General features: G+C 69.4%; 16 protein-coding genes and 1 pseudogene. 9 read left to right on the forward strand and 8 right to left on the reverse strand.

Going from position 1 to position 22,066, the window contains the following annotated elements; translation table 11 throughout:
- The first annotated feature begins 71 nt into the window (after positions 1 to 71).
- Positions 72 to 899 carry an inositol monophosphatase family protein gene (locus ACIBNA_RS33545; RefSeq protein WP_399168952.1) on the forward strand — a complete coding sequence of 276 codons (828 nt, stop codon included), beginning with the start codon at positions 72 to 74 and terminating at the stop codon, positions 897 to 899.
- Positions 900 to 1,033: 134 nt separating this feature from the next.
- Here ACIBNA_RS33545 and ACIBNA_RS33550 read toward each other — a convergent pair.
- Positions 1,034 to 1,480 (reverse strand): annotated as a pseudogene (locus ACIBNA_RS33550) (ATP-binding protein); the annotation flags it as partial.
- 85 nt (positions 1,481 to 1,565) lie between these two features.
- Here ACIBNA_RS33550 and ACIBNA_RS33555 point away from each other — a divergent pair.
- Entirely contained in the window at positions 1,566 to 2,399 is an 834-nt protein-coding gene (locus ACIBNA_RS33555; RefSeq protein ID WP_399168953.1) for a Scr1 family TA system antitoxin-like transcriptional regulator, read from the forward strand.
- Positions 2,396 to 2,656 carry a DUF397 domain-containing protein gene (locus tag ACIBNA_RS33560; RefSeq protein WP_399168954.1) on the forward strand — a complete coding sequence of 87 codons (261 nt, stop codon included), beginning with the start codon at positions 2,396 to 2,398 and terminating at the stop codon, positions 2,654 to 2,656. Before ACIBNA_RS33555 ends, ACIBNA_RS33560 begins: the two co-directional genes overlap by 4 nt.
- A 6-nt stretch (positions 2,657 to 2,662) precedes the next feature.
- On the opposite strand, the gene ACIBNA_RS33565 is transcribed toward ACIBNA_RS33560, so the two are convergent.
- The 7 genes from ACIBNA_RS33565 to ACIBNA_RS33595 form a co-directional block, all read right to left on the reverse strand.
- A complete protein-coding gene (locus tag ACIBNA_RS33565) occupies positions 2,663 to 4,231 on the reverse strand; it encodes a carboxylesterase/lipase family protein (RefSeq protein ID WP_399168955.1) in 1,569 nt (522 codons plus the stop codon).
- Between the two features lie 92 nt (positions 4,232 to 4,323).
- Positions 4,324 to 5,574: an alginate lyase family protein gene (locus ACIBNA_RS33570; RefSeq protein WP_399168956.1), complete on the reverse strand. Its 1,251-nt coding sequence runs from the start codon at positions 5,572 to 5,574 to the stop codon at positions 4,324 to 4,326.
- Between the two features lie 25 nt (positions 5,575 to 5,599).
- Positions 5,600 to 8,944, reverse strand: a complete 3,345-nt coding sequence (locus ACIBNA_RS33575; RefSeq protein ID WP_399168957.1) for an alginate lyase family protein — start codon at positions 8,942 to 8,944, stop codon at positions 5,600 to 5,602.
- A gap of 38 nt (positions 8,945 to 8,982) precedes the next feature.
- Positions 8,983 to 10,515 carry a glycosyl hydrolase family 28 protein gene (locus ACIBNA_RS33580; protein WP_399168958.1) on the reverse strand — a complete coding sequence of 511 codons (1,533 nt, stop codon included), beginning with the start codon at positions 10,513 to 10,515 and terminating at the stop codon, positions 8,983 to 8,985.
- A 34-nt stretch (positions 10,516 to 10,549) separates the two neighbouring features.
- Entirely contained in the window at positions 10,550 to 11,413 is an 864-nt protein-coding gene (locus tag ACIBNA_RS33585; protein WP_059416745.1) for a carbohydrate ABC transporter permease, read from the reverse strand.
- Complete coding sequence (locus ACIBNA_RS33590; RefSeq protein WP_399168959.1) at positions 11,410 to 12,408, reverse strand: carbohydrate ABC transporter permease; 999 nt, start codon at positions 12,406 to 12,408, stop codon at positions 11,410 to 11,412. Before ACIBNA_RS33590 ends, ACIBNA_RS33585 begins: the two co-directional genes overlap by 4 nt.
- Positions 12,405 to 13,754: an extracellular solute-binding protein gene (locus ACIBNA_RS33595; RefSeq protein WP_399168960.1), complete on the reverse strand. Its 1,350-nt coding sequence runs from the start codon at positions 13,752 to 13,754 to the stop codon at positions 12,405 to 12,407. The genes ACIBNA_RS33590 and ACIBNA_RS33595 overlap by 4 nt, the downstream gene beginning before the upstream one ends.
- Before the next feature lie 649 nt (positions 13,755 to 14,403).
- Between ACIBNA_RS33595 and ACIBNA_RS33600 the strand changes: the two genes are divergently transcribed.
- From ACIBNA_RS33600 to ACIBNA_RS33625, 6 genes are all read left to right on the forward strand, one after another.
- Complete coding sequence (locus ACIBNA_RS33600; protein ID WP_399168961.1) at positions 14,404 to 15,417, forward strand: hydroxyacid dehydrogenase; 1,014 nt, start codon at positions 14,404 to 14,406, stop codon at positions 15,415 to 15,417.
- Positions 15,418 to 15,643: 226 nt separating this feature from the next.
- Entirely contained in the window at positions 15,644 to 16,732 is a 1,089-nt protein-coding gene (locus ACIBNA_RS33605) for a LacI family DNA-binding transcriptional regulator (RefSeq protein WP_399168962.1), read from the forward strand.
- 378 nt (positions 16,733 to 17,110) lie between these two features.
- Positions 17,111 to 18,448, forward strand: a complete 1,338-nt coding sequence (locus tag ACIBNA_RS33610) for an ABC transporter substrate-binding protein (RefSeq protein ID WP_399168963.1) — start codon at positions 17,111 to 17,113, stop codon at positions 18,446 to 18,448.
- A gap of 10 nt (positions 18,449 to 18,458) precedes the next feature.
- A complete protein-coding gene (locus ACIBNA_RS33615) occupies positions 18,459 to 19,343 on the forward strand; it encodes a carbohydrate ABC transporter permease (RefSeq protein ID WP_274820583.1) in 885 nt (294 codons plus the stop codon).
- Positions 19,343 to 20,281 carry a carbohydrate ABC transporter permease gene (locus ACIBNA_RS33620; RefSeq protein WP_399168965.1) on the forward strand — a complete coding sequence of 313 codons (939 nt, stop codon included), beginning with the start codon at positions 19,343 to 19,345 and terminating at the stop codon, positions 20,279 to 20,281. Before ACIBNA_RS33615 ends, ACIBNA_RS33620 begins: the two co-directional genes overlap by 1 nt.
- 92 nt (positions 20,282 to 20,373) lie before the next feature.
- Positions 20,374 to 21,972 (forward strand): glycoside hydrolase family 43 protein, encoded by a 1,599-nt coding sequence (locus ACIBNA_RS33625; protein WP_399168966.1) that lies wholly within the window; start codon positions 20,374 to 20,376, stop codon positions 21,970 to 21,972.
- The last annotated feature ends 94 nt before the right edge of the window (positions 21,973 to 22,066 follow it).

Consider the following 22,066-nt stretch of genomic DNA (forward strand, 5'->3'; position numbering starts at 1 on the left):
CCGGCAGCGCGCTCACGGAACCCGACACCGCCGGCTGTGCGCCGGGCGGCCCACGGTCGGATCGCGAGCTCATGCCGCTGACTCGTCGTCCCGATATTCTGCGCGTCGTGATCAACGCGAGCCTTGACGATGCTGATGTCGCGATAGCTGCGGCGCGCGCCGGCGCAAAGGCCGTGCACGCCAGGTACGGGAAGCGGCTTACCCGCATGGACAAGGGGTTCGGAGACTTCGCCACTGATGCCGATGTGGAGTCTGAGGAGGCGATCCTCGGCGTCATCCGTGCCGCGCGGCCTGAGGATGCGGTGCTCGGCGAGGAGGGCGGGCAGCAGGGTGCGGCTGACGCGGTGCGCCAGTGGTTGGTGGACCCCTTGTGCGGCACGCTCAACTATGCCGTCGGCAACATGCTGGTTGCCGTCAACGTGGCGCTGCGCGGCGGTCCGGCCGCGGTGGCCGATCCGTTCAGCGGCGAGGTCTTCTTCACCGACGGTGCGACCGCTGGGGTTCGGCGCGACGGGAGCGACACGCAGTTGGCGCCGACGGCTGCCACCCAGTTGGTGGATGTGAACCTGGACCCGCCCTTTCCGAGCGCGCCTGGATTCCGGGCTGTGGACCTGCTCGCTCATCCTGGATTCATCGAACGGTTCCGGCCGCGGGTTGTGTCCACGACGCTGGCGCTGGCATGGGTCGCGGCCGGCAAGCGCGCCGCATACGTCACCGACGGCGGTGACCTGGCCGAGAGTGTGCACTTCGCCGCCGGCATCGCTTTGTGCCAGGCCGCTGGGTGTGTCGTCACCGCCGTCGACGGCGCTCCGATCGGAAAGGCAGGTCGTGGGCTCATAGCGGCCGCGGACGCCGAGACTCACGGGCTGCTGTCGTCGATGATTCGCGGTCGAGGCTAGTGCCGTGACCTCGTAGATCTCGGCAAGTTTGATCAGGCTCCGGCTCGGAGTGGTCGTCCGCCCCAGCAGATGCCCTTCGCAACCAGTACCCCAGTTGTCTCCGAGGTCTTGCCGTCGCCGGCACCGCTGCCACGGCCTTCGAACTCGCACCACACGATCTTGCCGGGACACCTCGCCCCCACACCCCACTTGTCCGCCAGCTCCGACACCAGCAACAGGCCCCGCCCGCCCTCACAGGGCTCCTGGACGTCCTGCCGCGGCAGCACCGGCACGCCGTCGCCACTGTCGTGCACCTCGACCCGTACGCCGCCGTCCTCGCCGTACGGCACCAGCCTCAGCAGGAATCCACGGCCGGGCGGCACGCCGTGCACCAGCGCGTTCGTCGCCAGTTCGCTCACACAGAGCAGCACGTCCTGTACGCGCCCGTGCCCGCCCCAGTCCATGAGCGTGTCGTACGCGAACGCCCGTGCGGCCGGAACGGATTGGCGCTCCCGGCGGTAGAACCGCCGGCGTGGAGACGGAGGTTGGAACAGGAGTGGAGTTTCGTCATTCACGGGACGACAGTCACACTCCGTGGCCATCATGGAACAGAGCGCGCACCCGTACAGCCATGTTGTACGTGCGCGCAACAGTGCAAGTACGCGCGCGGGTGGGGAGTTCGCCGCCATGAGCACCACGACACGGTCACGACGGTCACGCAGGAACGCCTCGGCGATGAGGATGGTGGGCGCGCTGCTCGCCCTCTTCCGGGAGGCGGCCGGGTACACGCAGAAGTCCCTCGGGGAGATCTTCGTCGTCGGCGAGCAGCAGATCGCGTCCATCGAGCAGGGCAGACGACCGCTGAAGATGGATCTCGCGGAGCAGTTGGACCAACTCCTCGATACCAAGGGGGCGTTGGTGGCTGCGTTGTCGGAGATGCCGGAGGTGGATCTCGTACCACTCTGGGCGGAGGAGTATCTGGATCGGGAGCGGGAGGCAATCGCGATTTCCGTGTACGACAGCTTGGCGGTGCCCGGGCAGCTTCAGACCGAGGGCTACGCACGGGCGGTCTTCCGCAGCCGTGTGCCGGTCTACGACGAGGACCACATCGAGCAGCTCGTCGCGGCGCGCATGGAGCGCCAACAAATCCTGCACCGCAAGGTGCCGCCCACGACGAGCTTCGTCATCTGGGAGGCAGTACTCCGGGATCGCCTGGGCGGCCGGGAGGTCTACGTCGAGCAGTTGCAGAAGCTGCGCGAGTACGTGGACATGCCTGGGATCATCCTCCAAGTACTGCCACTCGGCCGGACCTCACACGCTGGCCTCGACGGCCCCTTCGTTCTCCTGGAAACCCCCGAGCACCAGCGGCTCGCGTACATGGAGACCCAGCGTGGAAGCCAGCTGATCGCCGACCCCGACGGGGTGGGGATCCTTACCCAGAAGTATGCGATGCTGCGGACGCAGGCCCTGAACACCGAAGACACGAGGGACCTGTTGGACCGTCTCCTGGGAGAAGCATGAGCGGCACCGCACTTGAGTGGTTCAAGTCGAGTTACAGCGGCAGCGAGGGCGGCCAGTGCCTCGAAGTCGCCTATCACTGGCGCAAGTCGAGCCACAGCGGCAGCGAGGGCGGGGAATGCCTCGAAGTAGCCGCCCACCCCACCGCCATCCACATCCGCGACAGCAAGACCCCCTCCACCCCCCACCTCACCATCGCCCCCGCCACCTGGACGGCCTTCCTGTCCGCACTCGGCGGAACATCCACCCCACCGGCGTGAGCCTCGTCAGCGCCGGCGGAGTGCGCCGGTGCGACGGAGCCGCCGTACGGCAGGGGTGGATTCCTCAGGCGTGACAGCGGCGGCGTCGGCGGCATCGGTCGCCCACAGGGCGAGTTCGCGGTCCCGGGGGCCGTACGCCGTGTAGGCCAGGCCGTTCTCGGCGTCCGGTGCGCGGTCCCCGAAGACGCGCACCGGGTGGGCGGCGTCCCAGCGTTCCCAGCCCGGGTCGCCGTCCGTCGCGAACCGCACCCACGCCGTGTGCATCGCGTCGGCCAGCTCCTGCGGCGCACCCTCCCCCGCCAGTTTCCGGGACTCCGGGACCTCCCCCGTATCGAAGACGAAGCCGAGCTCCAGGGCGTGGCAGGAGCCCAGGTCGGGGAGGTTCGAGGGCCAGGCGAACTCGTAGACGTACGAGGGTTCCGTACGGGCATCGGCCAGGTGGTGCAGGGGGATGCGGAGGAGGCGGTCGGTGACCAGCTGGCCGACGAGATCCGCCGTACTCGCCTCGGGGTGCAGGGCGCGGTAGCCGCGCGGGACCTCGCTGCCGCAGTGGCAGCGGGCCATGGCAGCCGCGAAGGCGACGGCTCCGAGGCGGTCGACGCGGTCCATGAGGCCGCCCGGGACCAGCCACAGCCGGTACTCGTCGCGGGTCCAGCCCGTCATCAGCTCGACGCCCGGGGCGGCGCCGCCCTCCGTGAGGGCCTGAAGGGGGTCGCGCGGGACGGTGTCGCCGTCGATGACGATGCCGAAGGCGGGGCCGCCGAGCACCGGGCTGCTGAGCTTGCCCACCTCGGACTGGGTGTGCAGCAGCAGGTCGCGGTCGACGGCGGCGAAGGCCTCGGCGGTGGCGGGGATCTTCAGCCGGGAGGCCATCCGGCGCACCATCCGCCGGACCTTGGCCCGCTCGGATGCCTCGGGCGGCCCGCTCTGGAGGACCGCCCGACGGACCAGGCCCTGGGTCTGCGGGGCGGCGATGAGGGCGCCGATGCTGATGGCCCCGGCGGACTGGCCGCACAGGGTGATGCGGCCGGGGTCGCCGCCGAAGGCCTCGATGGCCTCGTGTACCCAGGTCAGGGCGGCGATCTGGTCGCGCAGGCCGGGGTTCGGGGGCGTGTCCGGGAACAGTCCGTAGCCTTCGACGCCCAGTCGGTAGTTGATCGAGACGCAGACGACGCCGTCGCGGGCGAAGGCATGGCCGTCGTAGACGGGGACGGCGGACGATCCCCTGGTCAGGGCGCCGCCGTGGACCCAGACGAGGACGGGGAGGCGGGCGCCGGGGGCCGGTTGCGGGGTCCAGATGTTGAGGTTGAGGCAGTCGTCGCCGGGGACGACCGGGTCGGACAGGTAGTGCGCGAAGGCCTCCGAGTACGGGGGTTTCGGCGAGGTGGGGCCGAAGGCGCCGGCGTCGAGGACGCCGTCCCAGGGCGGGAGGGGTACGGGCGGGCGGAAGCGGCGGGGGCCGAAGGGGGGCGCGGCGTACGGGATGCCGCGGAAGACCGCGACTCCCCGCTCGTACCGGCCGCGTACGGCCCCGTACGGGCTCCTGACCACGGGATCCGTCCGGCCTGCCGTCATACGCCCACCAGCCCTTCGCCGCGCTCGTGCACCGGTGCTACCAGAGCACCTCATGGTCCACCGGTATTCCGGTGCACGAGCCGGCTTGACCGCTATTTGGCGTACATCAGCGTGCCGAACCCGAGCTGGTCGAAGCCGCCGCTGGTGGTGCCGTAGTCACCACCTCCGCCCTCGGCGGGGGCGGAGAAGCACATCTGGGCGATGTACTTGTCGTCGAGGAGCAGGCGGCGGCCGTAGTGGTAGTGGAGCATGGCCCACACCGGGCGGGGCTGGCCGCGGGAGATGGAGCTGATCGCGGTGTGCGACTGCTGGGAGCAGTTCTGGCCGCTGCCCCAGGTGTAGGTGGTGAAGGGCACGTTCATGTTCAGGTTGTACTTGGCGACGTACTGGGCGGCCTTCATGAAGCGGCGGCCGTCGTACGAGTAGAGGTCCTCTCCCTGGTTCCAGGCCATCTCGCAGATCGCGCCCATCTGGCCCATGCCCATGATGGTGTGGCCCTGGTCGCGGCCGGACTCCTGCCACTGGCCGAGGTCGTAGCCCTCGACGCCCGGGTGCAGGAACGGCACCGCGCGCCGGATCTGGCCGTTGCCGCCGCCGTTCTTGAAGTAGTTGACGGCCTGGTCGTACTTGGCGCCGTCGTCGCACAGGATCCCGATGGCCATGATCGAGGCCATGTTGCACAGGTCCCAGTTGGCCCAGTAGTTGGTGATGCAGGCGTCGTTGTGGTTGGTCAGGAAGCTGTTGTTCTGCGGGTAGAACACGTTCAGCATCATCTGCTTGAACCTGTTCAGGTCGAACCCGGCGTAGCCGCGCATGAGTTCGGCGGCGTTGGCGAACTGCCAGCCGTAGATGCCCGCGGCGAGGTACCGGTCGGCGGTGCCCTGGATGGACGTGAGCGTGTTCGCCCAGGCGTTGAGGATGCGCACGGCGCAGTCGCCGTTCGCGGCGGTGCCGGCGATCTGCCAGCGCAGGGCGTTCTGGTAGGCGGCGGCGATGTCGTTGTAGAGGAGCGAGTAGTTCTCGGGGGTGCCCGATCCCCGGTAGACGACGGACTGCGGCCTGGCGGTCCAGGTGGACTGTGAGTGGGAATTCTCCCTCAGTTTGTTCCAGCCGGACAGCCAGGGGTTGTCGCCCGCGGCGACCCGGACCTTGGCCCGGTTGATGTCGCCCCAGTTGTGCAGCATGCCGGGGTGGGTGAAGGTCGCCGGGGCCGCGGTCGCCGTGGTGGCGGTCGCGGTGGCGCCGAGGGCAACGGCTGCGGTGAGGCCGCCGGCGGTCTTGAGCAGACCGCGGCGGCTCACTGCGCCGCTCCCGTGGTGCGTGTGGGGGGAAGTGCGGCTCATGCGGTGCATCTCCAATCCGTGAGGATTACATGGGGGTGATGCTCACCTCGTCGAACTCGGTGGTGCTGCGGGTCAGGGGGCTGCGGGAACAGACCACGAGGCCCACGTAGTAGGGGGCGTCACCGAAGCCGGGGATGTCTCCCTCGGCGAGGGGGGTCCAGGTGGCGCCGTCGTCGGACGAGACGGATGCGGTGAAGTGCGTCCCGGTGCGCTTCAGCCGCAGCAGGCAGGGAGCGGTGACCGCCCCGTTGCCCGTGAACGTGGACCGGCCGGCGACGGCCGTGCGCAGCATCAGCTGGGCGCTGGAGCCGCCGGTGACGATCGCCCCGGCCGCCTGGTCGAACGGCGACAGGGACTTGGCCATGAGCAGGCCGACCCGGTCGCCGGTGGCTCCGGCGCGGGAGATCAGACGGGCGGTGACCTGGCAGTCACCGGTGACGGGCCGTCGTACGAACTGGCCCGTCATGCCCTGGTTGTTGACGGTGAGGTCGGTCCCGGCGCCCCGCACCACGAAGGTCCCGTCCTGGTGGGAGGTGCTGCCGGGGGTGCGGACGACGGCCACGCCGAAGGTGGCGAAGGCGCGGTCGTCATGGACCACGTCGCCGAGGTCGCCGTAGGTCCAGGGCTCGGGCGGCGGGGTGCCGACGGTGAGGGTGAGGGCGCCGGTGGCGGCTCCGGCGGCGTTGCCCGCGGTGGTGGTGACCTTGAACTCGCCCGTCTGCGTGGGTGTTCCGGAGATCAGGCCGGTGTGCGGGTCGACGCGCAGGCCGTCGGGCAGGCCCATGGCGGTGAAGCGGACGGGCTCGTGCGTGGCTCGCAGCACGTGCCGGAACTCGTCTCCCTTGTTCGCGAAGGCCGTGGCGGCGGAGGTGAGTTCGGGGACGGAGGGCGTGGGCATGGTGGCCGAGGCGGGTGCCGAGCGCGGGCTCTTGCCGCCCGCGTTCGTCTTGGCGACGGCGTAGTGGTACGTCGCGCCGGGTGTGCCGGTGGCGTCGGTGTACCGGATGCGGGTGCCGAAACCGACCGGGCCGACCTCCGTGGCGAGGGGGCGGTAAGGGCCGTCCGCGCTCTCGGCGCGCAGCACGGTGTAGCGGGCGGCCGGGTCCGGGTCGGTCCAGGCCAGTTCGACGGCGTCGGCTCCGGTGGCCGCGCTCAGCCCGGCGGCGGTGTGGGCGGGGCGGGGCACCGACCAGACCTCGCCGGTCGTGGAGGTGACGGTGACGTTGTCGAAGGCGCCGATGCCGGTCTCGGCGTACTCCTCGTCCACACCGAGGCAGGAGGTGAGGACGAGTCCCGCGTATGCGGTGTTCGGCAGGCCGTCGACCTCGGTGCGGCCGACTTCCGTCCACCGTATGCCGTCGGGTGAGATCTCCCCGGTGCACCACCGCCCCTTTCGGGTCAGCCGCACCCAGTACGGTTCGCGCAGCCGGTAGCCGTCGCCCGCGCCCTCGACGTACGGCGCCTGAAGCGGGGTGGCCGACTCGGGCAGGGCGCCGAGGTCGGAGATCGGGAAGGACGCCTTGGCGGTGATCATCTGCTGCTGGGACGGCGGCACCGGAGTGCTGCCGGTGGCGGAGATCCGCGCCCCGGCCGTCGGGCGTACGGTCCACACACCGCTCCACGTGTGCAGCGGCAGCCCCTGGATCAGCATGGCCGCGTGTGCCGCGTCCGCGTCCAGGCCCGCCCGCACGGTGACGCCGATCTTGGAGTACTGGGAGCTGAGCGGGAACACGATCCGCGCGGTGACCGTGCCGTCGCCGCGCAGCGGCAGATACGCCATGCGGTAGGTGTCGGCGGTGCCGGAGGCCTCCAGTACGAACCGCTCGCCGTCGAACACGGCCGAACCGGGGATCTTCACCCCTCCGATGTCCCGGGTCGACCAGGGCTCGGGGAGCCCGGCGGACGCCGCCGCCCAGGCCGAGCGGGAGCTCTTGCCACGGGAGTTGGCGGCGCTGACGGTGTAGTAGTAGGTACGGCCCGCGCGGACGCCGCGGTCGGTGTACGTGGGCTTCGAGACGCCGGAGGCGACGGTCTCGTACGGCCCGTCGGGGCTGGTGGCCCGGCGTACGGTGTAGCCGCTCGCCCAGGCGGACGGCAGCCAGGACACGGTGACCGCCCGGTCCGCGCCGATCGCCGTGACGCCCGAGGGCGCCGTCGGCGCGCTCGGCGCGGCGGCCTTCGTACCGGCGTAGGTGAGGGTGCCCCAGCCGGGGTGGTCCTCGTGATAGAGCTCGGTCACGCGGGTGCCGTCCGGACCGCGGAAGACGGCCTTCTGGGTGTACGGCGCGGACATGCCGAGACGGCCCGCGTAGTGCGCGTACCCCATCTCCCACACCGGCCGGAACACCCCGCGCTGCCGGTCGGAGACGGCCGTCTTGACGTACTTGCCGGTGCGGTCGAGGTCGGGCGTGAACGGAACCGAGTTGTCGCCGAGGTTGTAGCGGGCGAAGTACTCGAAGTTGGCGAGGATCCGGCTCTCGGCGAAGCCGTACAGGTCCACGCCCTGCTGCCAGGCGACCTCGGCCGCGTCGGCGAGCAGGCCGATGGCGAGCTGCTCGTGGGCCTGGTCGCGCCCGGACTCCTGGCCCTGGCCGGTGGCGCTGACGACGCGGTGCAGCACCGAGCCGTTGCCGGCACCGGCGGCCGCGAACCGCAGGGCGTCCTCGAACATCACGGGGTGGTCGCAGAAGACGGCGATGGCGAGGATGGTGCGCAGCGCGGCGAGGTCCCAGTTGCCGTTGGCGTAGAGGCAGTAGCCGGACAGGGCCGGGTACCAGACGTCGGTGAAGGAGCGCTCGCAGCGGCTGATGGATTCCGCGGGCCAGCCGTCGTAGCCGGAGTGCCGCAGGATCTCGGCGGCGTTGACGAACTTGAAGCCCTGGATCCCGGCCCCGAGCTGGCCGTCGGCACCGGTGATGCCGGTGAGGGAGGCGGCCCAGACGTCGAGGATGTCGCGGGCCTTGTCGGCGTGGCGCACGTCGCCGGTGATCGCCCACATCAGGGCGTTCTGGTAGGCGGCGGCCGCGTCGGCGACGGCCTGGCCGGTGTTGTCGGTGGGGCCGCGGCCCCAGGAGGTGATCTGGCCGGTGTTCTGGACGGTGTACGTCGACTTCGAGCGCGCGTGGGCGGCGAGGGCGAGGTAGCCGTCGTAGACCGGCGATTCCTCCGCGGCGACCGCGGCCTTCATGCGGGCGAGGTCGTCGGCGCTGTGCAGCAGCCCGGGGTGCGTGAAGGCGCGGAGCCCGCTGGTGCCGTCCTGGACGGCGGCCCGGGCGGTGCCGGACGCGAGCAGGCCGCTCGCGCCCGACACCAGCAGCAGGGCGGCCGCGCCGCCGAGGAAGTTCCGGCGGCTCGGTGCGGGGGTGCTCATGGGAGTGCTCACAGGGGTGCTTCTCACGGGGACGGTGCTCATGACGCGGCGGCCGCCTCGGCCTCGGCGGTGGTGAGGAACTTGAGGTTCGTCACGTGCTCGTTGACGAACATGGGCACGCCGTCCGAGGCCAGGTACCACCGCGGCTTGCCCGTGCTGTCCGCGATCACCCTGCCGTTGACGCGAAGGTTCTCGAAGGTGACGTCCTTGACAACGTGCTCCTTGTCGAGGCCGACGATCATCGAGAGGTCGGCGTTCTTGCCGTTGTAGCTGAGGTCCTTGATGTAGACGTTCTCGATGCTGCGGCCGGCCGAGGTGTTGTACTTCGGGTTGTACTCGACCCGCATGTGGATGAGCTGACCCCAGCGGAAGTCCTCCACCCGGATGTTGTCGAACTTCACGTCCCGGACGAGGTTGCTGTCGCCGACCATGAACGCGATGGCGCCCTGGTAGGTCACCTGCGGCTCGCGGTGGTCGAGGATGTCGATGTTCTCGAAGTTCAGGTTCTCCAGCATCTCCGGGTTCTCGGAGTTGCCGTGCACACCGATGTTGATGCCGTGGGCGACGTCGGCCCAGAGGGAGCAGTTCTTGACGGTGATGTTGCGGGTGTCGCCGTAGAAGTCCCAGCGGTGGGTGTAGAGGGCGATGCTGTCGTCGGAGGTGCGCAGGAAGCAGCCGTCGATCGTGATGTTCTCGGAGCAGTAGAGCTGGATGCCGTCGCCCCAGCCCTGGTGGCTGAAGGCCCGCAGGTTCTTGATGGTGAGGTTCTGGGACTCGGCGACCCTGACGTTCTCGTACCGGGGGTTGAGGATCGTGATGCCGTCGATCGTGACGTTCTCGCACTTGCGGATGAACATCGCGCCCGACTTGGAGTTGTAGAGCACTCCGCGGCCGATGATCCGGGAGTTCTCCACCCCCTCGATGTTCACGTGCGCCTGGACGACCGCCCCGGGGGCCAGGTAGACGGTGGTGTTGCTGGGCACCTTCAGCACCCCGTCGGTGGGGGTGTGGAAACCGGGCCCGAAGTACATGACCTTCTTGTCGTCCTCGGCGGGCACGTCCTGCTCGAGCGGGTTCGCGAACAGGTGCAGGCAGTCGAAGATCTTGTCGTCGACCTGGACGACGACGTTGCGGGGCCGGTCCAGGGTGAAGCGCGCGGTGCTGCCGAGCACCTCGGGCTTGATGCCGTACGAATCAGGGCGAATACGGAACTTCTCCGCGCTGCCCGGGTTGTAGGTGACCTCGACCTCGACGGTGCCCGAGAAGTCGAACATGGCCACGGAGGAGTTCTGGGCCCTGTTGCTGCCGGTGACGGGGTCGATCAGGGCGAGCTTGGCCAGGTAGACGTCGAGTCTCTGCCAGCTGCCACCGGTCGGCCGGACCTTGACGGTGAAGGAGTTGTTGACAGGCACCTTCGGAAGCGTCGGGTGGATGACCACGCTGTCGCCGGTGGTGCCGGTTTCATCCGCCGCGGCGGCCTGCGCGGTGCCCGCGATGCTGCCGGCCAAGCCGGCGGCAGCGATGACACCGGCGGCCTGGAGGGTGGTTCGGCGTGACAGGGGCGTATTCATGCGTAACTCCTTGCAAAAGGTTCGGTAAGAGGGGCTACTTCAGTCCTGTCGTGGACATCCCGGCCACGAAACCGCGCTGGGCGATCAGGAAGATCAGCAGGATCGGCACGACGTACATCACGGATGCCGCGGCCTGGAGGTTGGCGACGGGTGTTCCGGCCGACGTGACGTAGGTGGTCATGACGGCGACGGCCAGTGTCGACTTGTCGGTCGACAGCAGCAGTTGCGGGGCGATGTAGTCGCCCCAGGACCAGGTGAAGGCGATCACGAAGCTCGCGGAGAGCACCGGCCAGGACTGCGGCAGGAAGATCCGCCAGAAAATCATGCCGTAGCCGCAGCCGTCGACGATCGCGGCCTCCTCAAGCTCACGAGGCAGCCCGGCGAAGAACTGCCGGAAGAGGAAGACCAGATAGGGGGCGGCGGCCAGTCCCCAGAACACCCACGGCCAGTACGTGTCGACCATGCCGAGCTTGGCGAAGATCAGGTACGTCGGCAGCAGCGTGATCATCTGGGGCAGCATCATCGAACCGATGAGGATGCCGAACAGGGTCTTCTTGCCTGGGGCTTCCAGGCGGGCGAAGCCGAAGCCGACCCAGGCCGAGCTCAGCGTGACGAGCACGGCGTAGATCAGGGCGATGATCAGGGAGTTGCGGGCGTAGCCGAGGAAGTCGATCAGGTTGAAGGCGTCGGCGAAGTTCTGCCACTGGAAGGTGGCGGGCAGCCAGTGCACGGGCGAGGCGGCCAGTTCCGCCGAGGTCTTCAGGCCGTTGAGGATCAGCCATCCGAAGGGGCCGATGAACAGTCCGGTGAGGGAGACGAGCACCGTGTAGAGGACGAGGCGGTTGACGCGCACCCGCACCCTGGGCGCGGAGTTCGGGGGCAGGCTGGTGGCGGTCACTTCTTCGCCTCCGGGTCGACGTTGTAGAACACCACGCCGGACGTGAACTTGAAGATGAGCCCGGTCACGATGAGGATCAGAACGAAGAGCAGCCACAGCAGTGCGGAGGCGTAGCCGTACCGGCCGAGCGCGAAGTACTGCGAGAAGACGTGCATCATGTACAGGTAGTTGGACTGTGGCAGGGCGGTGACGCCGGCCGTGGTGCCGTCCGGTGACAGCAGCAGCGGCATGATGGTCTGCACGGAGGCGATCACGCCGGTCACGGTCTGGAAGAGCAGCACCGGCGACAGCAGCGGCACGGTGATGCTGCGGAAGGTCCGCCAGGCACCCGCCCCGTCGATCCGGGCGGCCTCGTGGAGTTCCCTGGGCACGTCCTGGAGCCCCGCCAGCGAGATGATCATGACGTTTCCGGCCGCCCACAGCACGCTCATCAGCAGCACGTAGCGGGCGTAGGGGTCGGCGAGCCAGCCCAGCGCGTCGAAGCCGAACAGGGTGATGACGCCGTTGGCGGCACCGGAGTTCTGGTCGAAGAGCGCCTTGAAGGTGAGGCCCACACCGACCGGGGGCACCACGGCCGGCAGATAGAGCAGGGTGCGGAACAGCCCGCGCGCCTTGATCGGCCGGTTGACCAGGACGGCGAGTCCGAGCCCGGCGATGATCGACAGAGGCACCGAGGTCACCGCGAACAGACCGGTGCGGCCCAGGGAGTTCCAGGTCTGCGGATCGGAGAACAGCTCGCTGTAGTTGCCGAGGCCGACGTACCGCCAGTGCGGCGAGATGCCGTCGTACGTGGTGAAGCTCAGCCACAGCGCGTACGCCATCGGGGCGATCGTCAGCAGTGCGAAGCCGATGATCCAGGGCGAGGTGAACATGTAGAACGCCCGGTGCCTGCGCGCGGTCATGGAGACCCGGGGCCGCTCGGTCACCCTCGGCCCGTCGGCTCCGGCGGGCGGGCGGGGCCGCTCCGCGACGGAGGTGATCTGATCGACCGTCATCCCACTTGCTCCTTACCGCGCTTCAGCTGCTCGTTCATGACCGAGTTCAGGCGGCCCGCCAGGGCGTCGACGGACATCCGGCCGTTCATCGCGGCCGGGGCCTCCTGGTTGAAGAGGGCGTAGAGCGAGTCCGCCGTGGCGTAGGGGGTGTAGGCGATGACCGAGAAGTGCTTCAGCTCGGCGTTCTGCACCTTCAGCACGCGCTTCTGGTAGTCCTCCTGGGCCGGCATCAGCGGGCGCAGGGACTTCAGCGTGGGGATGCCCCAGCCGCTGGAAGCGCGGGCCTTGGCCGGTCCCTCGCCGAAGAACCACTCGAAGACCCGCCAGGCGGCGTCCTTGTTCTTCGCCTTCTTCGGCATCCACAGCCCGGTGCCGGCCTGGCAGGGGCTGACCCGCTGACCTCCCTCGAACAGGGGAGCCGGGGCGAGGCGGGCGAGCGGCGCAAGCTTCTTGTCGGCGTTGATCAGGCCGCCGAGCCAGTAGCCGGAGTTGGACATGGCCATGCGGTTCGCCTGGAACGTGGGCCCGTCCCAGGCGTTGGGATCCGGCTGGATGATGCTGGGGCCGACCTTGACCCGGCCGTACTCGATGTACCAGTTCAACGCCTTGCGGGCCTCGGGGGTGGTGAAGTCCACCCGGGAGAAGTCGTCGCTGAACAGGCTCCCGCCCGCCGCCGCCGTCAGGCTCGCCAGCAGGTTGGGCGTGGACACGCCGTTGTAGCTGCCGCCGAAGACGATCGTCTGGCCGTTCTTGCGCCGGGTGAGCCGCTTGGCGTTCTCCAGCCACTCCTCGAAGGTGACCGGCTCGGTCTCGGGCGGGTGGTCGACGCCCGCCTTGTCGAAGAGGGCGGTGTTGTACCAGTACATGGAGTCCTGGGAGAAGTCCTTCGCCATGCCGTAGCGGGGGCCCTTGCCCTGGGTGCGGCCGTCGTAGCGCCACAGGTCGTTGACCGGGTCGAGGTCGTCGAGCCGCAGGACACTGCTCCTGGCGAAGTAGGGGTCCAGGTCCTCCATCACGTCGCGCGCCGCGAAGTAGGGCGCGTCCGTGGCACCGACGCCGCGCACCAGGTCGGGCGGGTTGCCGTTCGTCATCATCCCGATCAGCTTGGTGATGTCGTACCGCACCGTGACGATCTTGACGCCGACGTCCTTCTGGGCCTGCTTGATCAGCTCCGGGGAGATGTCGTCGGGCTTGACCATCAGCGTGACGGTCTCGCCGCTGCCGCTGACCCCGCTGGACACCTGCATCGCGCAGCCGTTCAGCGCCGCCGCACCGGTCGCGGAGCCTGCTGCCGAAAGGGCGAGAAACCGGCGGCGGCTCAGGGACGCACCAGCACGTGGGTGCATGGACGCACCACCTCCTGCTCTTGCTGTTCGATAGGCCGGCCACGAGTCGGATCGCCGATCGGAGATAACTGCTTCGGCAACCGGTTGTCGTCCGTGGGGCAGAGCTTCTTCTGGTCGGGATGGCGCGTCAAGAGCCTCGACGAACTTTCGAAAAGACTTTGTAACCTCGACGTCATCACCTACGAGGCCGGTTAGTCCTGATGCCGGAGGTCGCGATCAAGGCACCGAAGGGTGACCGGACCGCCGCGACCTGGGATGTCAGGGACCACAACGCGGCGGCAACATTTGGGAACCGGTTGCCATACGGACTTCCCGGAGCGAGGGTGGCGGTCGCTGACGAGTGCTGCCGTGGCTCTCTCGGCGATCCCGGCCCCGCCCGCTGAAACCCCGGTAATCGATTTCCATGCCCAGCCGGACCGAGGGACCGCGAAGCCGCCCCGGCCCGCACCCCTCCACACCCCCACACTCCCCGCCGCCACCACTCCACTCCCGCTCCGGTACGCCACGAGGGGGGGCGTACCGGGACTGTTACGCCGAACCGGCACGCCCGGCACTCATCCCGGTCCAGCCGATTGACCGCCCCTTCCCGCCGGATCTACGGTAGAAGACGCTTTCTGAAAATGTTTCCATCCTCAGCTCCAGGAGAGTCATGCCCAGCCCCCAGCTGCCGCGGGCCGTGTTCGCGATGGACCCGGTGCACCTCCCGCTGCTCTTCCCCCAGCCGCTCATCACGCGGCTGAGGCGCACGGCCGAGATCGACCCCGGGCTCGTCGTGCGGGACTTCACCGATCCCGCCACGGCCGACGCCCTCGCATCCGCCGAGGTCCTGATCACCGGCTGGGGCTGCCCGCACCTGGACGCCGACGCCCTCACGGCGGCCCCCAAGCTGAGCGCCGTCCTGCACGCGGCCGGCTCCGTGCGCTCCCTGGTCGGCGACGCCCTGTGGGAACGCGGTGTCACCGTCTCCAGTGCCGTGACCGGCAACGCGCTCCCGGTCGCCGAGTACACGCTCGCGATGATCCTGCTGGCGGGCAAGGACACCTTCGACCACCGCGAGCGCTTCCGTCGCAGTCACGCCTATCCGACCCCCGCCGAGACCGCGGCCACGGGCAACCTCGGCCGCCGGGTCGGCGTCATCGGCGCCTCACGCGTGGGCCGCCGGCTGCTGGAGCTGCTGCGGCCGTTCGACCTCACCGTCCTGCTGCACGACCCGTACGTCAGCCCCGCCGAGGCCGCCGCCCTGGGCGCCGAGCTGCTGTCGCTCGAGGACCTGCTGCGGCACAGCGACATCGTCAGCCTGCACGCGCCCGACATCCCCGAGACCCACCACATGCTCGACCGCACCAGGCTCGCCCTCGTCCGGGACGGCGGCGTGCTGATCAACACCGCGCGCGGCGCGCTGGTCGACCACGAGGCGCTCACCGAGGAGCTGGTCTCCGGCCGGCTCAGAGCGGTGCTCGACGTCACCGACCCCGAGCCGCTGCCCGCCGGTTCCCCGCTGTACCAGCTGCCCAACGTGTTCCTCACCCCGCACATCGCGGGCTCGCTCGGCAACGAGCTGGAGCGCCTGGGCCACATCGTCGTGGAGGAGCTGGAGCGTCTGGCCGGCGGGCTGCCCCCGGTCCACGAGGTGCGGCACGCGGATCTCACCCGGGTCGCCTGACGTCCCGGCGGGCGAGCCGCCAGGACGGCCGTCCACAAGCCCTCCAGCCTGGAGTAACGATGGGATACGGTTTCCGCACCGGTGCGGGGCGGGGCCTCGGCCGCCGGTGCGACCGGGCCACGACGGACGGGGGCCTGACATCGACGGACGGCCCCGCTCAGACAGCCCCGCGACGGACGGACCCGGCAGCAGGAAACCAGGCCACTACGGTGAAGGAGCCGCAACGGTGAGTCAGCGCAAGGCGCCCGCGGAAGCCGGGCGGGCGACCATCCGCGACGTCGCGGAACGCGCGGGCGTGTCCGTCGCGAGCGTCTCCCGGGTGCTGTCCGGCAACTATCCGGTGTCCGAGGAGCTGCGCCGCCGGGTGATGAAGGTCGTCCGGGACCTGGACTACGTCACCAACGCCCACGCCCGTTCGCTGGCCGGGGGTGGCACACCGACGGTGGCGATCCTCATCAACAACATCACCGGCGCCGCGTTCGCCCACGTCGCCAAGGGCGTCGAGGGCGCCGCCACGCTGCGCGGCTGGCTCTCCCTGGTCGGCACCACCGGCGACGACCCCGAGCGGGAGCTCGCGCTGGTCAACCTCATGCGCCAGCAGGGCGTCGCCGCGGTGATACTGCTCGGCGGCGCCTACGACTACGACGAGTACCAGCTGCGCATGGCCCGCTTCGCCCGCTCCCTGGACGCGGCCGGCTCCCATCTCGTCCTGGTGGGCAGGCCACCGCTGGAGGGCGACGTCCCGGCGACCACGGTCGACTACGACAACGAGGGCGGCGCCTACGCGATGGCCAGCCACCTGCTGTCGGCCGGCCACCGCAAGGTGCTGGTGCTGCCGGGCCACGCCGAGCTCACCACCGCGCAGGGCCGGCTGCGGGGCGCCCGGCGCGCCTTCGAGGCGTACGGGGTGCCCTTCGAACCGAGCCTGGTGCGACACGGTCCGTACGACTACGAGCACAGTTACGAGGCCGTGGAGGACAGCCTGCGCGAGGGCCTGGACTTCACCGCGGTGCTCGCCGGGACGGACGTGGTCGCCGCGGGCGCCATGCAGGCCCTGCGCGCGAAGGGCCTGCGGGTGCCCGAGGACGTCTCGATCGTCGGCTACGACGACATCCCGCTCGCCTCGCAGCTCACTCCCCAGCTGACCACCGTGCACGTACCGTACGAGGAGATGGGCCGCGTCGCGCTGCGCGCGGTCGCCGACCGGCGTGAGGGCGGCGGAGGCCGCCGCAAGGGCGGCGACGGCGAGCACCTGGTGCTGGGCACTCATGTCGTCGTACGCCACTCCGTGCAGCCGCCCGCTCCGCGCGAGTAACGCACGACCGTCGTTACGTAAACGGTTACCCGAGGATTACCACCACCCCACGGAACCCTCGGGGCCGCCTGACGAACCCAGGTCAGGCCTGCCTTCTACTGCGCTGACCTGCTCGTATCCGGTTCTCGTCGCGCACACGGCGACGCGCGCCCGCAGAGGGCTCCACCGACAATCCGCCGTAACAAATTCACCCGCGCCTCTTGATATAGCGCGAACACCTCGCCTACCGTCCCAGCAACCGGTTACTACAGCTTGCGCTTGGCCGAGCCCCCGCAACCGCGAGCCGACGGTTTCCCCGGCCGCCGTTCCTGGCCAGCACAACCGAGCCGCCACCGTCCTCTCGTTCTGAGACGCCCTATTTCGAAGGATCACGGTCAGATGAACATCACCAGCCCCCGGAGAAGGTTCGCCTCCGCCGCTGTCGCGGGTATCGCGCTGACAGGTCTCCTCTCCGCCTGCGGCGGATCCGACTCGGGCGACGACGCCGCGTCGAAGTCCGGGCCGGTCACCCTCCCCTTCTGGGGCTGGGCCAACGGCCAGGAGGCGGTCGTCAAGGCGTTCAACGCCTCGCACAAGGACGTCCAGCTGAAGTACACCAAGGTCACCGACCAGCTGACCATGCAGAAGCAGCTGACCAACGCGGTCAAGGCCGGCAACGCGCCCTGCCTGCTGCAGAACACCGGCGAGTACGTGACGAGCTGGGTCTCGCAGGGCGCGCTCGCCGACATCACCCAGTACGTCGAGTCCAGCAAGGACAAGTTCAACCCCGGCGCCTGGGCGGTCGGCCAGGTCCAGGGCAAGATCTACGGCGTCCCCACCGCCTCGGCGCCCGCCTTCACCATCTACCGCACCGACCTCTTCAAGAAGTACGGCCTGAAGGCGCCCAAGACCTGGGACGAGTTCATCGCCGCGGGCAAGGTGCTGAAGAAGCACGACATCAAGATCACCAACTACGCCGGTGAGGACCCAAGCACCCTGGAGGTGCTCGCCATGCAGGCCGGGGCGAACTGGTACAGCGTCGACGGCGACTCCTGGAAGGTGGACTTCCAGGACGAGGGCACCCTGAAGGCCGCGAAGGTGATCCAGCAGATCATCGACAACGATCTGAACTCCAAGCTCTCCTTCGCCGACTACGCGGCCGTACAGCGCAACTACGACAACGGCGGCACCGCGACCCGGCAGATCTCCACCTGGCAGATGTCCGGCATGGTGCAGAACTTCACCAAGTCCTTCGGCGACTGGGCGCTCGCCCCGTGGCCCACCTTCAAGGGCGAGGCCGCCCAGACGCCGGCCGGCACCAACCAGAGCGGCAACCTGACGCTGGTCAGCGAGCAGTGCAAGAACAAGAAGCAGGCCGCCGAGGCGGCGCTGTGGATGTCCACCGACACCGGTGCGGTCAAGACCATGGCGAGCCCGGAGACCGGCAGCGGTGTGATGCCGGCGCTGGCCGACAGCGAGTCGTACGTCTCCGACGCGATCTCCGAGAAGCTGCTCGGCAAGAACTACGAGCCGGCCAAGGCGATCGTGACGGACAGCCTGGGCACCGTCCGGACCGGCTGGAACTTCGGCCCGAACTGGACCGCGATGTTCACGGAGATGCAGGACGAGTGGGCCAAGGTCGTCAGCAAGGAGCAGAAGGTCACCGACCTCCTCGCACACATGCAGCAGTGGACGGTCAACGACCTGAAGCAGCGCGGCATCAGCGTCAAGGGCTGAGGCATACCCGATGATTCGCTCCCAGCGCTGGAAGGGTGCCGCGTTCACGGTGCCCTTCCAGCTCGGCTTCGTCTTCCTCTATCTGCTGCCGATCGGCTACGCCGTCTACCAGTCGCTGTTCCTGGAGAAGCAGTCCGGGCTGGGGCTCGGCGGCGCGACCACGGAGTTCGTCGGGCTGGAGAACTACGGCAAGGGCCTGAGCGACTCGGCGTTCATGACCTCCATCCTGCGGGTGGTGCTGTTCGCCTGTGTCCAGATCCCGTTCATGCTGCTCATCAGCCTGGTGCTGGCGCTCTTCCTGGACGCGGTCACCTCGAAGGTGGCCGGCCGGTTCCGGATCCTGCTGCTGGTCCCGTACATGATCCCGGGCGTGGTCGCGGCCATCGTGTGGATCAACCTGTACAGCCCGGACGTGGGCCCCCTGACCCCCATCGGCGACCTGTTCGGGTTCGACTGGAACTTCTTCGCGCCCTCGATGGTGTGGCCGGCCATCGGCAACCTGCTGACCTGGCACGGCATCGGCTACAACATGGTGATCATCTACGCGGCGCTCCAGGGCGTGCCCCGCGAGCTGTTCGAGGCAGCGCGGCTGGACGGCGCGTCGGAGCTGAGAATCGCCCTGAGCATCAAGGTCCCGTTCGTGCGGGGCGCGCTCGTCCTGACCGCTCTGCTGTCGATCATCCAGATGCTCCAGATCTTCAACGAGCCCGCGCTGTTCAGGAACGTCACCCCGCAGACGGTCAGCGACAGCTTCACCCCGATCATGATCATCTACAACCAGGCGTTCAACGCCGCCAACTACCACTACGCCGCCGCCCTGTCGGTGCTGCTCGCGCTGATCCTCGGCGTCGCGTCCTTCCTCTTCTACCGGCTGACCTCGAGGGCGGCGGACTGATGGCGCTGACAGAAAACCGCAAGGAAAACGGCACGGAAACGGCTGCCGTGCCACCCCGCGGGGGTGCCGTGCGACGGATCACCCGCCCGGACCCGGTCGCTCGTTCCCGGGGCGGCCAGCGCTTTCTCCTGGTCGGCCTGGTCCTGGCCAGCGCCTACAGCCTGTTCCCCGTGTACTGGCTGCTGGTCGCCGCGACCAAGGACCGGGTGGGGCTGTACCAGAGCAACGGCCTGTGGTTCTCCGACTTCCACCTGTGGGAGAACCTGCACCAGGTGTTCACGTACGAGGGCGGCATCTTCCTGCGCTGGACCGCCAACTCGTTCCTCTACGCGGGGGTCGGCTCCCTCGGCGGCACGCTCATCGCCCTCGCCACGGGCTACGGGCTGGCCCGCTTCGAGTTCCCCGGGCGGGGCGTGGTCTTCGCGGCGGTGGTCGGCTCGTTCCTGATCCCGATCGCCCTGCTCACCCTGCCGCTGTATCTGCTGTTCTCGGCGATCGGTCTGGTGGACACGCCGTGGGCGATGCTGATCCCCTGCCTGATCAACCCGTTCAGCGTGTACCTGGCAAAGGTGTACACCGAGGCCACGGTCCCGTTCGAACTCCTCGAGGCGGCCCGTATCGACGGCGCCGGTGAACTGCGCATCTTCTTCAGCATCGTGCTGCGGATGATGACCACGGGCGGCGCGACGGTCTTCCTGCTCGCCTTCGTCAACACCTGGAACGCCTTCTTCCTCCCCCTGACCATGCTGCGCGGCGAGGAGAACTGGACGCTCAACCTGGGCCTGTACAACTGGACCGGCAAGCGCCTGGAGTCGGGCATCGACGTGACCAGCCTCGTCCTGACGGGCGCGCTGCTGTCCATCATCCCGATGGCGATCATGATGGTCGCGATGCGCCGCTACTGGCGGACGGGCGTGACGCTCGGCGCCCTCAAGTGATCGCCCTCGCCTCTCCCTGACTCCTGGGGGCCGCGGGTGACCCTGACTCCCTGCGGCCCCCGGGTGCCCATCCCTCCTACCGGAGCCCTCACGTGACCGTCCTGCACAACCCCGTCCTGCGCGGCTTCGCCCCCGACCCCTCCCTGATCCGGGTCGGCGACTGGTACTACGTGGCGACCAGCTCCTTCGAGTGGTTCCCCACGATCCCGGTCCACCGCTCCCGCGACCTGGCCCACTGGGAGTACGCGGGGCACGTCCGGGGCGCGGCGCCCGGCGGCTCGCTGGCCGGAGTGCCCGACTCCGGGGGCATCTGGGCACCGTCGCTGAGCTGGGACGGGGAACGGTTCTGGGTGACGTACACCGTCGTGCGCTCGGTCGGCACGCCGTACTTCGACCTGGACACCTACGTCTCGACGGCCACCGAGGTGAGCGGCGAATGGAGCGCGCCGCGCCGGGTCGCGAGCCACGGCTTCGACCCGGCCCTGTTCCACGAGGACGGCAGGCTGTGGCTGCTGAACCTGCAGAACGACCACCGGCCGGGAGGGCAGCGGTTCGCCGGGATCGTCGTCACGGAGCTGGACCGTGACACGCTCGCCCCCGTCGGGCGGACGCGTCTGCTGCTCCAGCACGACCGGCTGATCGAGGGGCCGAAGCTGCTGCGGCGCGACGGCTGGTACTACCTCGTCCTCGCGGAGGGCGGCACGGGCTGGGAACACGGGGTGCGGGTGGCCCGCAGCCGGGAACTGACCGGGCCGTACGAACTCGACGAACGGCCCTTGCTGACCACCCGCGACGAACCGGACGTGCCGTTGCAGAAGGCCGGGCACGGCGAGCTGGTCGAGACGCCGGACGGGCACTGGCTGATCGGCCATCTGACGGCCCGTCCGCTGCACACGCCGCAGGGCCGCCGCTGCCCGCTCGGCCGCGAGACCGCGATCCAGGCGGTGACCTGGGACGCGGAGGGCTGGCCCCGGCTGCGGCAGGGCGGCTGGCACCCGGCGGTGGACGTCGACGTACCGACGCGGCCGCACCCGCTGCCTCCCGCCGCCCCGACCGAGGTCTTGTCCTGGCCGTGGAGCTCCCTGCGCGAGCCGCCGGACCCGTCGTGGGCCGACACGACGTCCCGGCCAGGCTGGATCCGGCTGCGCGGCCGGCACGGGCCGGAGTCCCGCTGGGCGAGCAGCCTGCTGGCCCAGCGCATCACCGAGCACCGCGCCGAGGCCGAGGTCACCGTCGAGGCGCGGCCGGTCACCTTCACCCAGGCCGCCGGGCTGGTGCTCTGGTACAACCCCGAGGCGTATCTCGGCCTGGACCTGACCTGGGCGGAGCCCGAGGGCGAGCCGCAGCGCGGACAGCAGTGGCGGGACACGCCCGGAGCGGGTGGCCGTACGGTGCTCAGCCTCGTGGAGCGCGACGAGGAGGGCACCCGGCAGGTCGCCGTCGTGGAGGTACCGGGGGAGGCGGCCGTGACGCTGGGGGTGACGATCGAGGGAGCCGCGGCACGCTTCTGGCACGTGCGGAACGGGGCGCGAACGGCGATCGGCCCGGCCCTGGACTTCGGCCGGCTGTCCGACGACCACGGTTCCCGGCTGCGGTTCACCGGTGCGATGGCGGGCGTCCACGCCCGGGACCTCGTCGACGCGGCCTTCACTGCGGACTTCACGGGGTTCCGGCTGACCTGTTCCGGCTGAGCGCGTTGTTCGGGGTTTCGAAAGTTTTGACCGGCGAGAACCCGTGAATTCACTTGTCTTCCCGCCGTCCTGCGCCGCACCTACAGTAGGAAGC

The sequence above is a fragment of the Streptomyces sp. NPDC050164 genome (genome assembly GCF_044459945.1).
Lineage (GTDB): Bacteria > Actinomycetota > Actinomycetes > Streptomycetales > Streptomycetaceae > Streptomyces > Streptomyces coeruleorubidus_A.

What these genes read in the sequence shown, in the direction of transcription:
- ACIBNA_RS33545 (WP_399168952.1), top strand. Translation starts at nt 72, where the DNA reads ATGCCGCTGACTCGTCGTCCCGATATTCTGCGCGTCGTGATCAACGCG.
- ACIBNA_RS33555 (WP_399168953.1), top strand. Translation starts at nt 1,566, where the DNA reads ATGAGCACCACGACACGGTCACGACGGTCACGCAGGAACGCCTCGGCG.
- ACIBNA_RS33560 (WP_399168954.1), top strand. Translation starts at nt 2,396, where the DNA reads ATGAGCGGCACCGCACTTGAGTGGTTCAAGTCGAGTTACAGCGGCAGC.
- ACIBNA_RS33565 (WP_399168955.1), bottom strand. Translation starts at nt 4,231, where the DNA reads ATGACGGCAGGCCGGACGGATCCCGTGGTCAGGAGCCCGTACGGGGCC.
- ACIBNA_RS33570 (WP_399168956.1), bottom strand. Translation starts at nt 5,574, where the DNA reads ATGAGCCGCACTTCCCCCCACACGCACCACGGGAGCGGCGCAGTGAGC.
- ACIBNA_RS33575 (WP_399168957.1), bottom strand. Translation starts at nt 8,944, where the DNA reads ATGAGCACCCCCGCACCGAGCCGCCGGAACTTCCTCGGCGGCGCGGCC.
- ACIBNA_RS33580 (WP_399168958.1), bottom strand. Translation starts at nt 10,515, where the DNA reads ATGAATACGCCCCTGTCACGCCGAACCACCCTCCAGGCCGCCGGTGTC.
- ACIBNA_RS33590 (WP_399168959.1), bottom strand. Translation starts at nt 12,408, where the DNA reads ATGACGGTCGATCAGATCACCTCCGTCGCGGAGCGGCCCCGCCCGCCC.
- ACIBNA_RS33595 (WP_399168960.1), bottom strand. Translation starts at nt 13,754, where the DNA reads ATGCACCCACGTGCTGGTGCGTCCCTGAGCCGCCGCCGGTTTCTCGCC.
- ACIBNA_RS33600 (WP_399168961.1), top strand. Translation starts at nt 14,404, where the DNA reads ATGCCCAGCCCCCAGCTGCCGCGGGCCGTGTTCGCGATGGACCCGGTG.
- ACIBNA_RS33610 (WP_399168963.1), top strand. Translation starts at nt 17,111, where the DNA reads ATGAACATCACCAGCCCCCGGAGAAGGTTCGCCTCCGCCGCTGTCGCG.
- ACIBNA_RS33615 (WP_274820583.1), top strand. Translation starts at nt 18,459, where the DNA reads ATGATTCGCTCCCAGCGCTGGAAGGGTGCCGCGTTCACGGTGCCCTTC.
- ACIBNA_RS33620 (WP_399168965.1), top strand. Translation starts at nt 19,343, where the DNA reads ATGGCGCTGACAGAAAACCGCAAGGAAAACGGCACGGAAACGGCTGCC.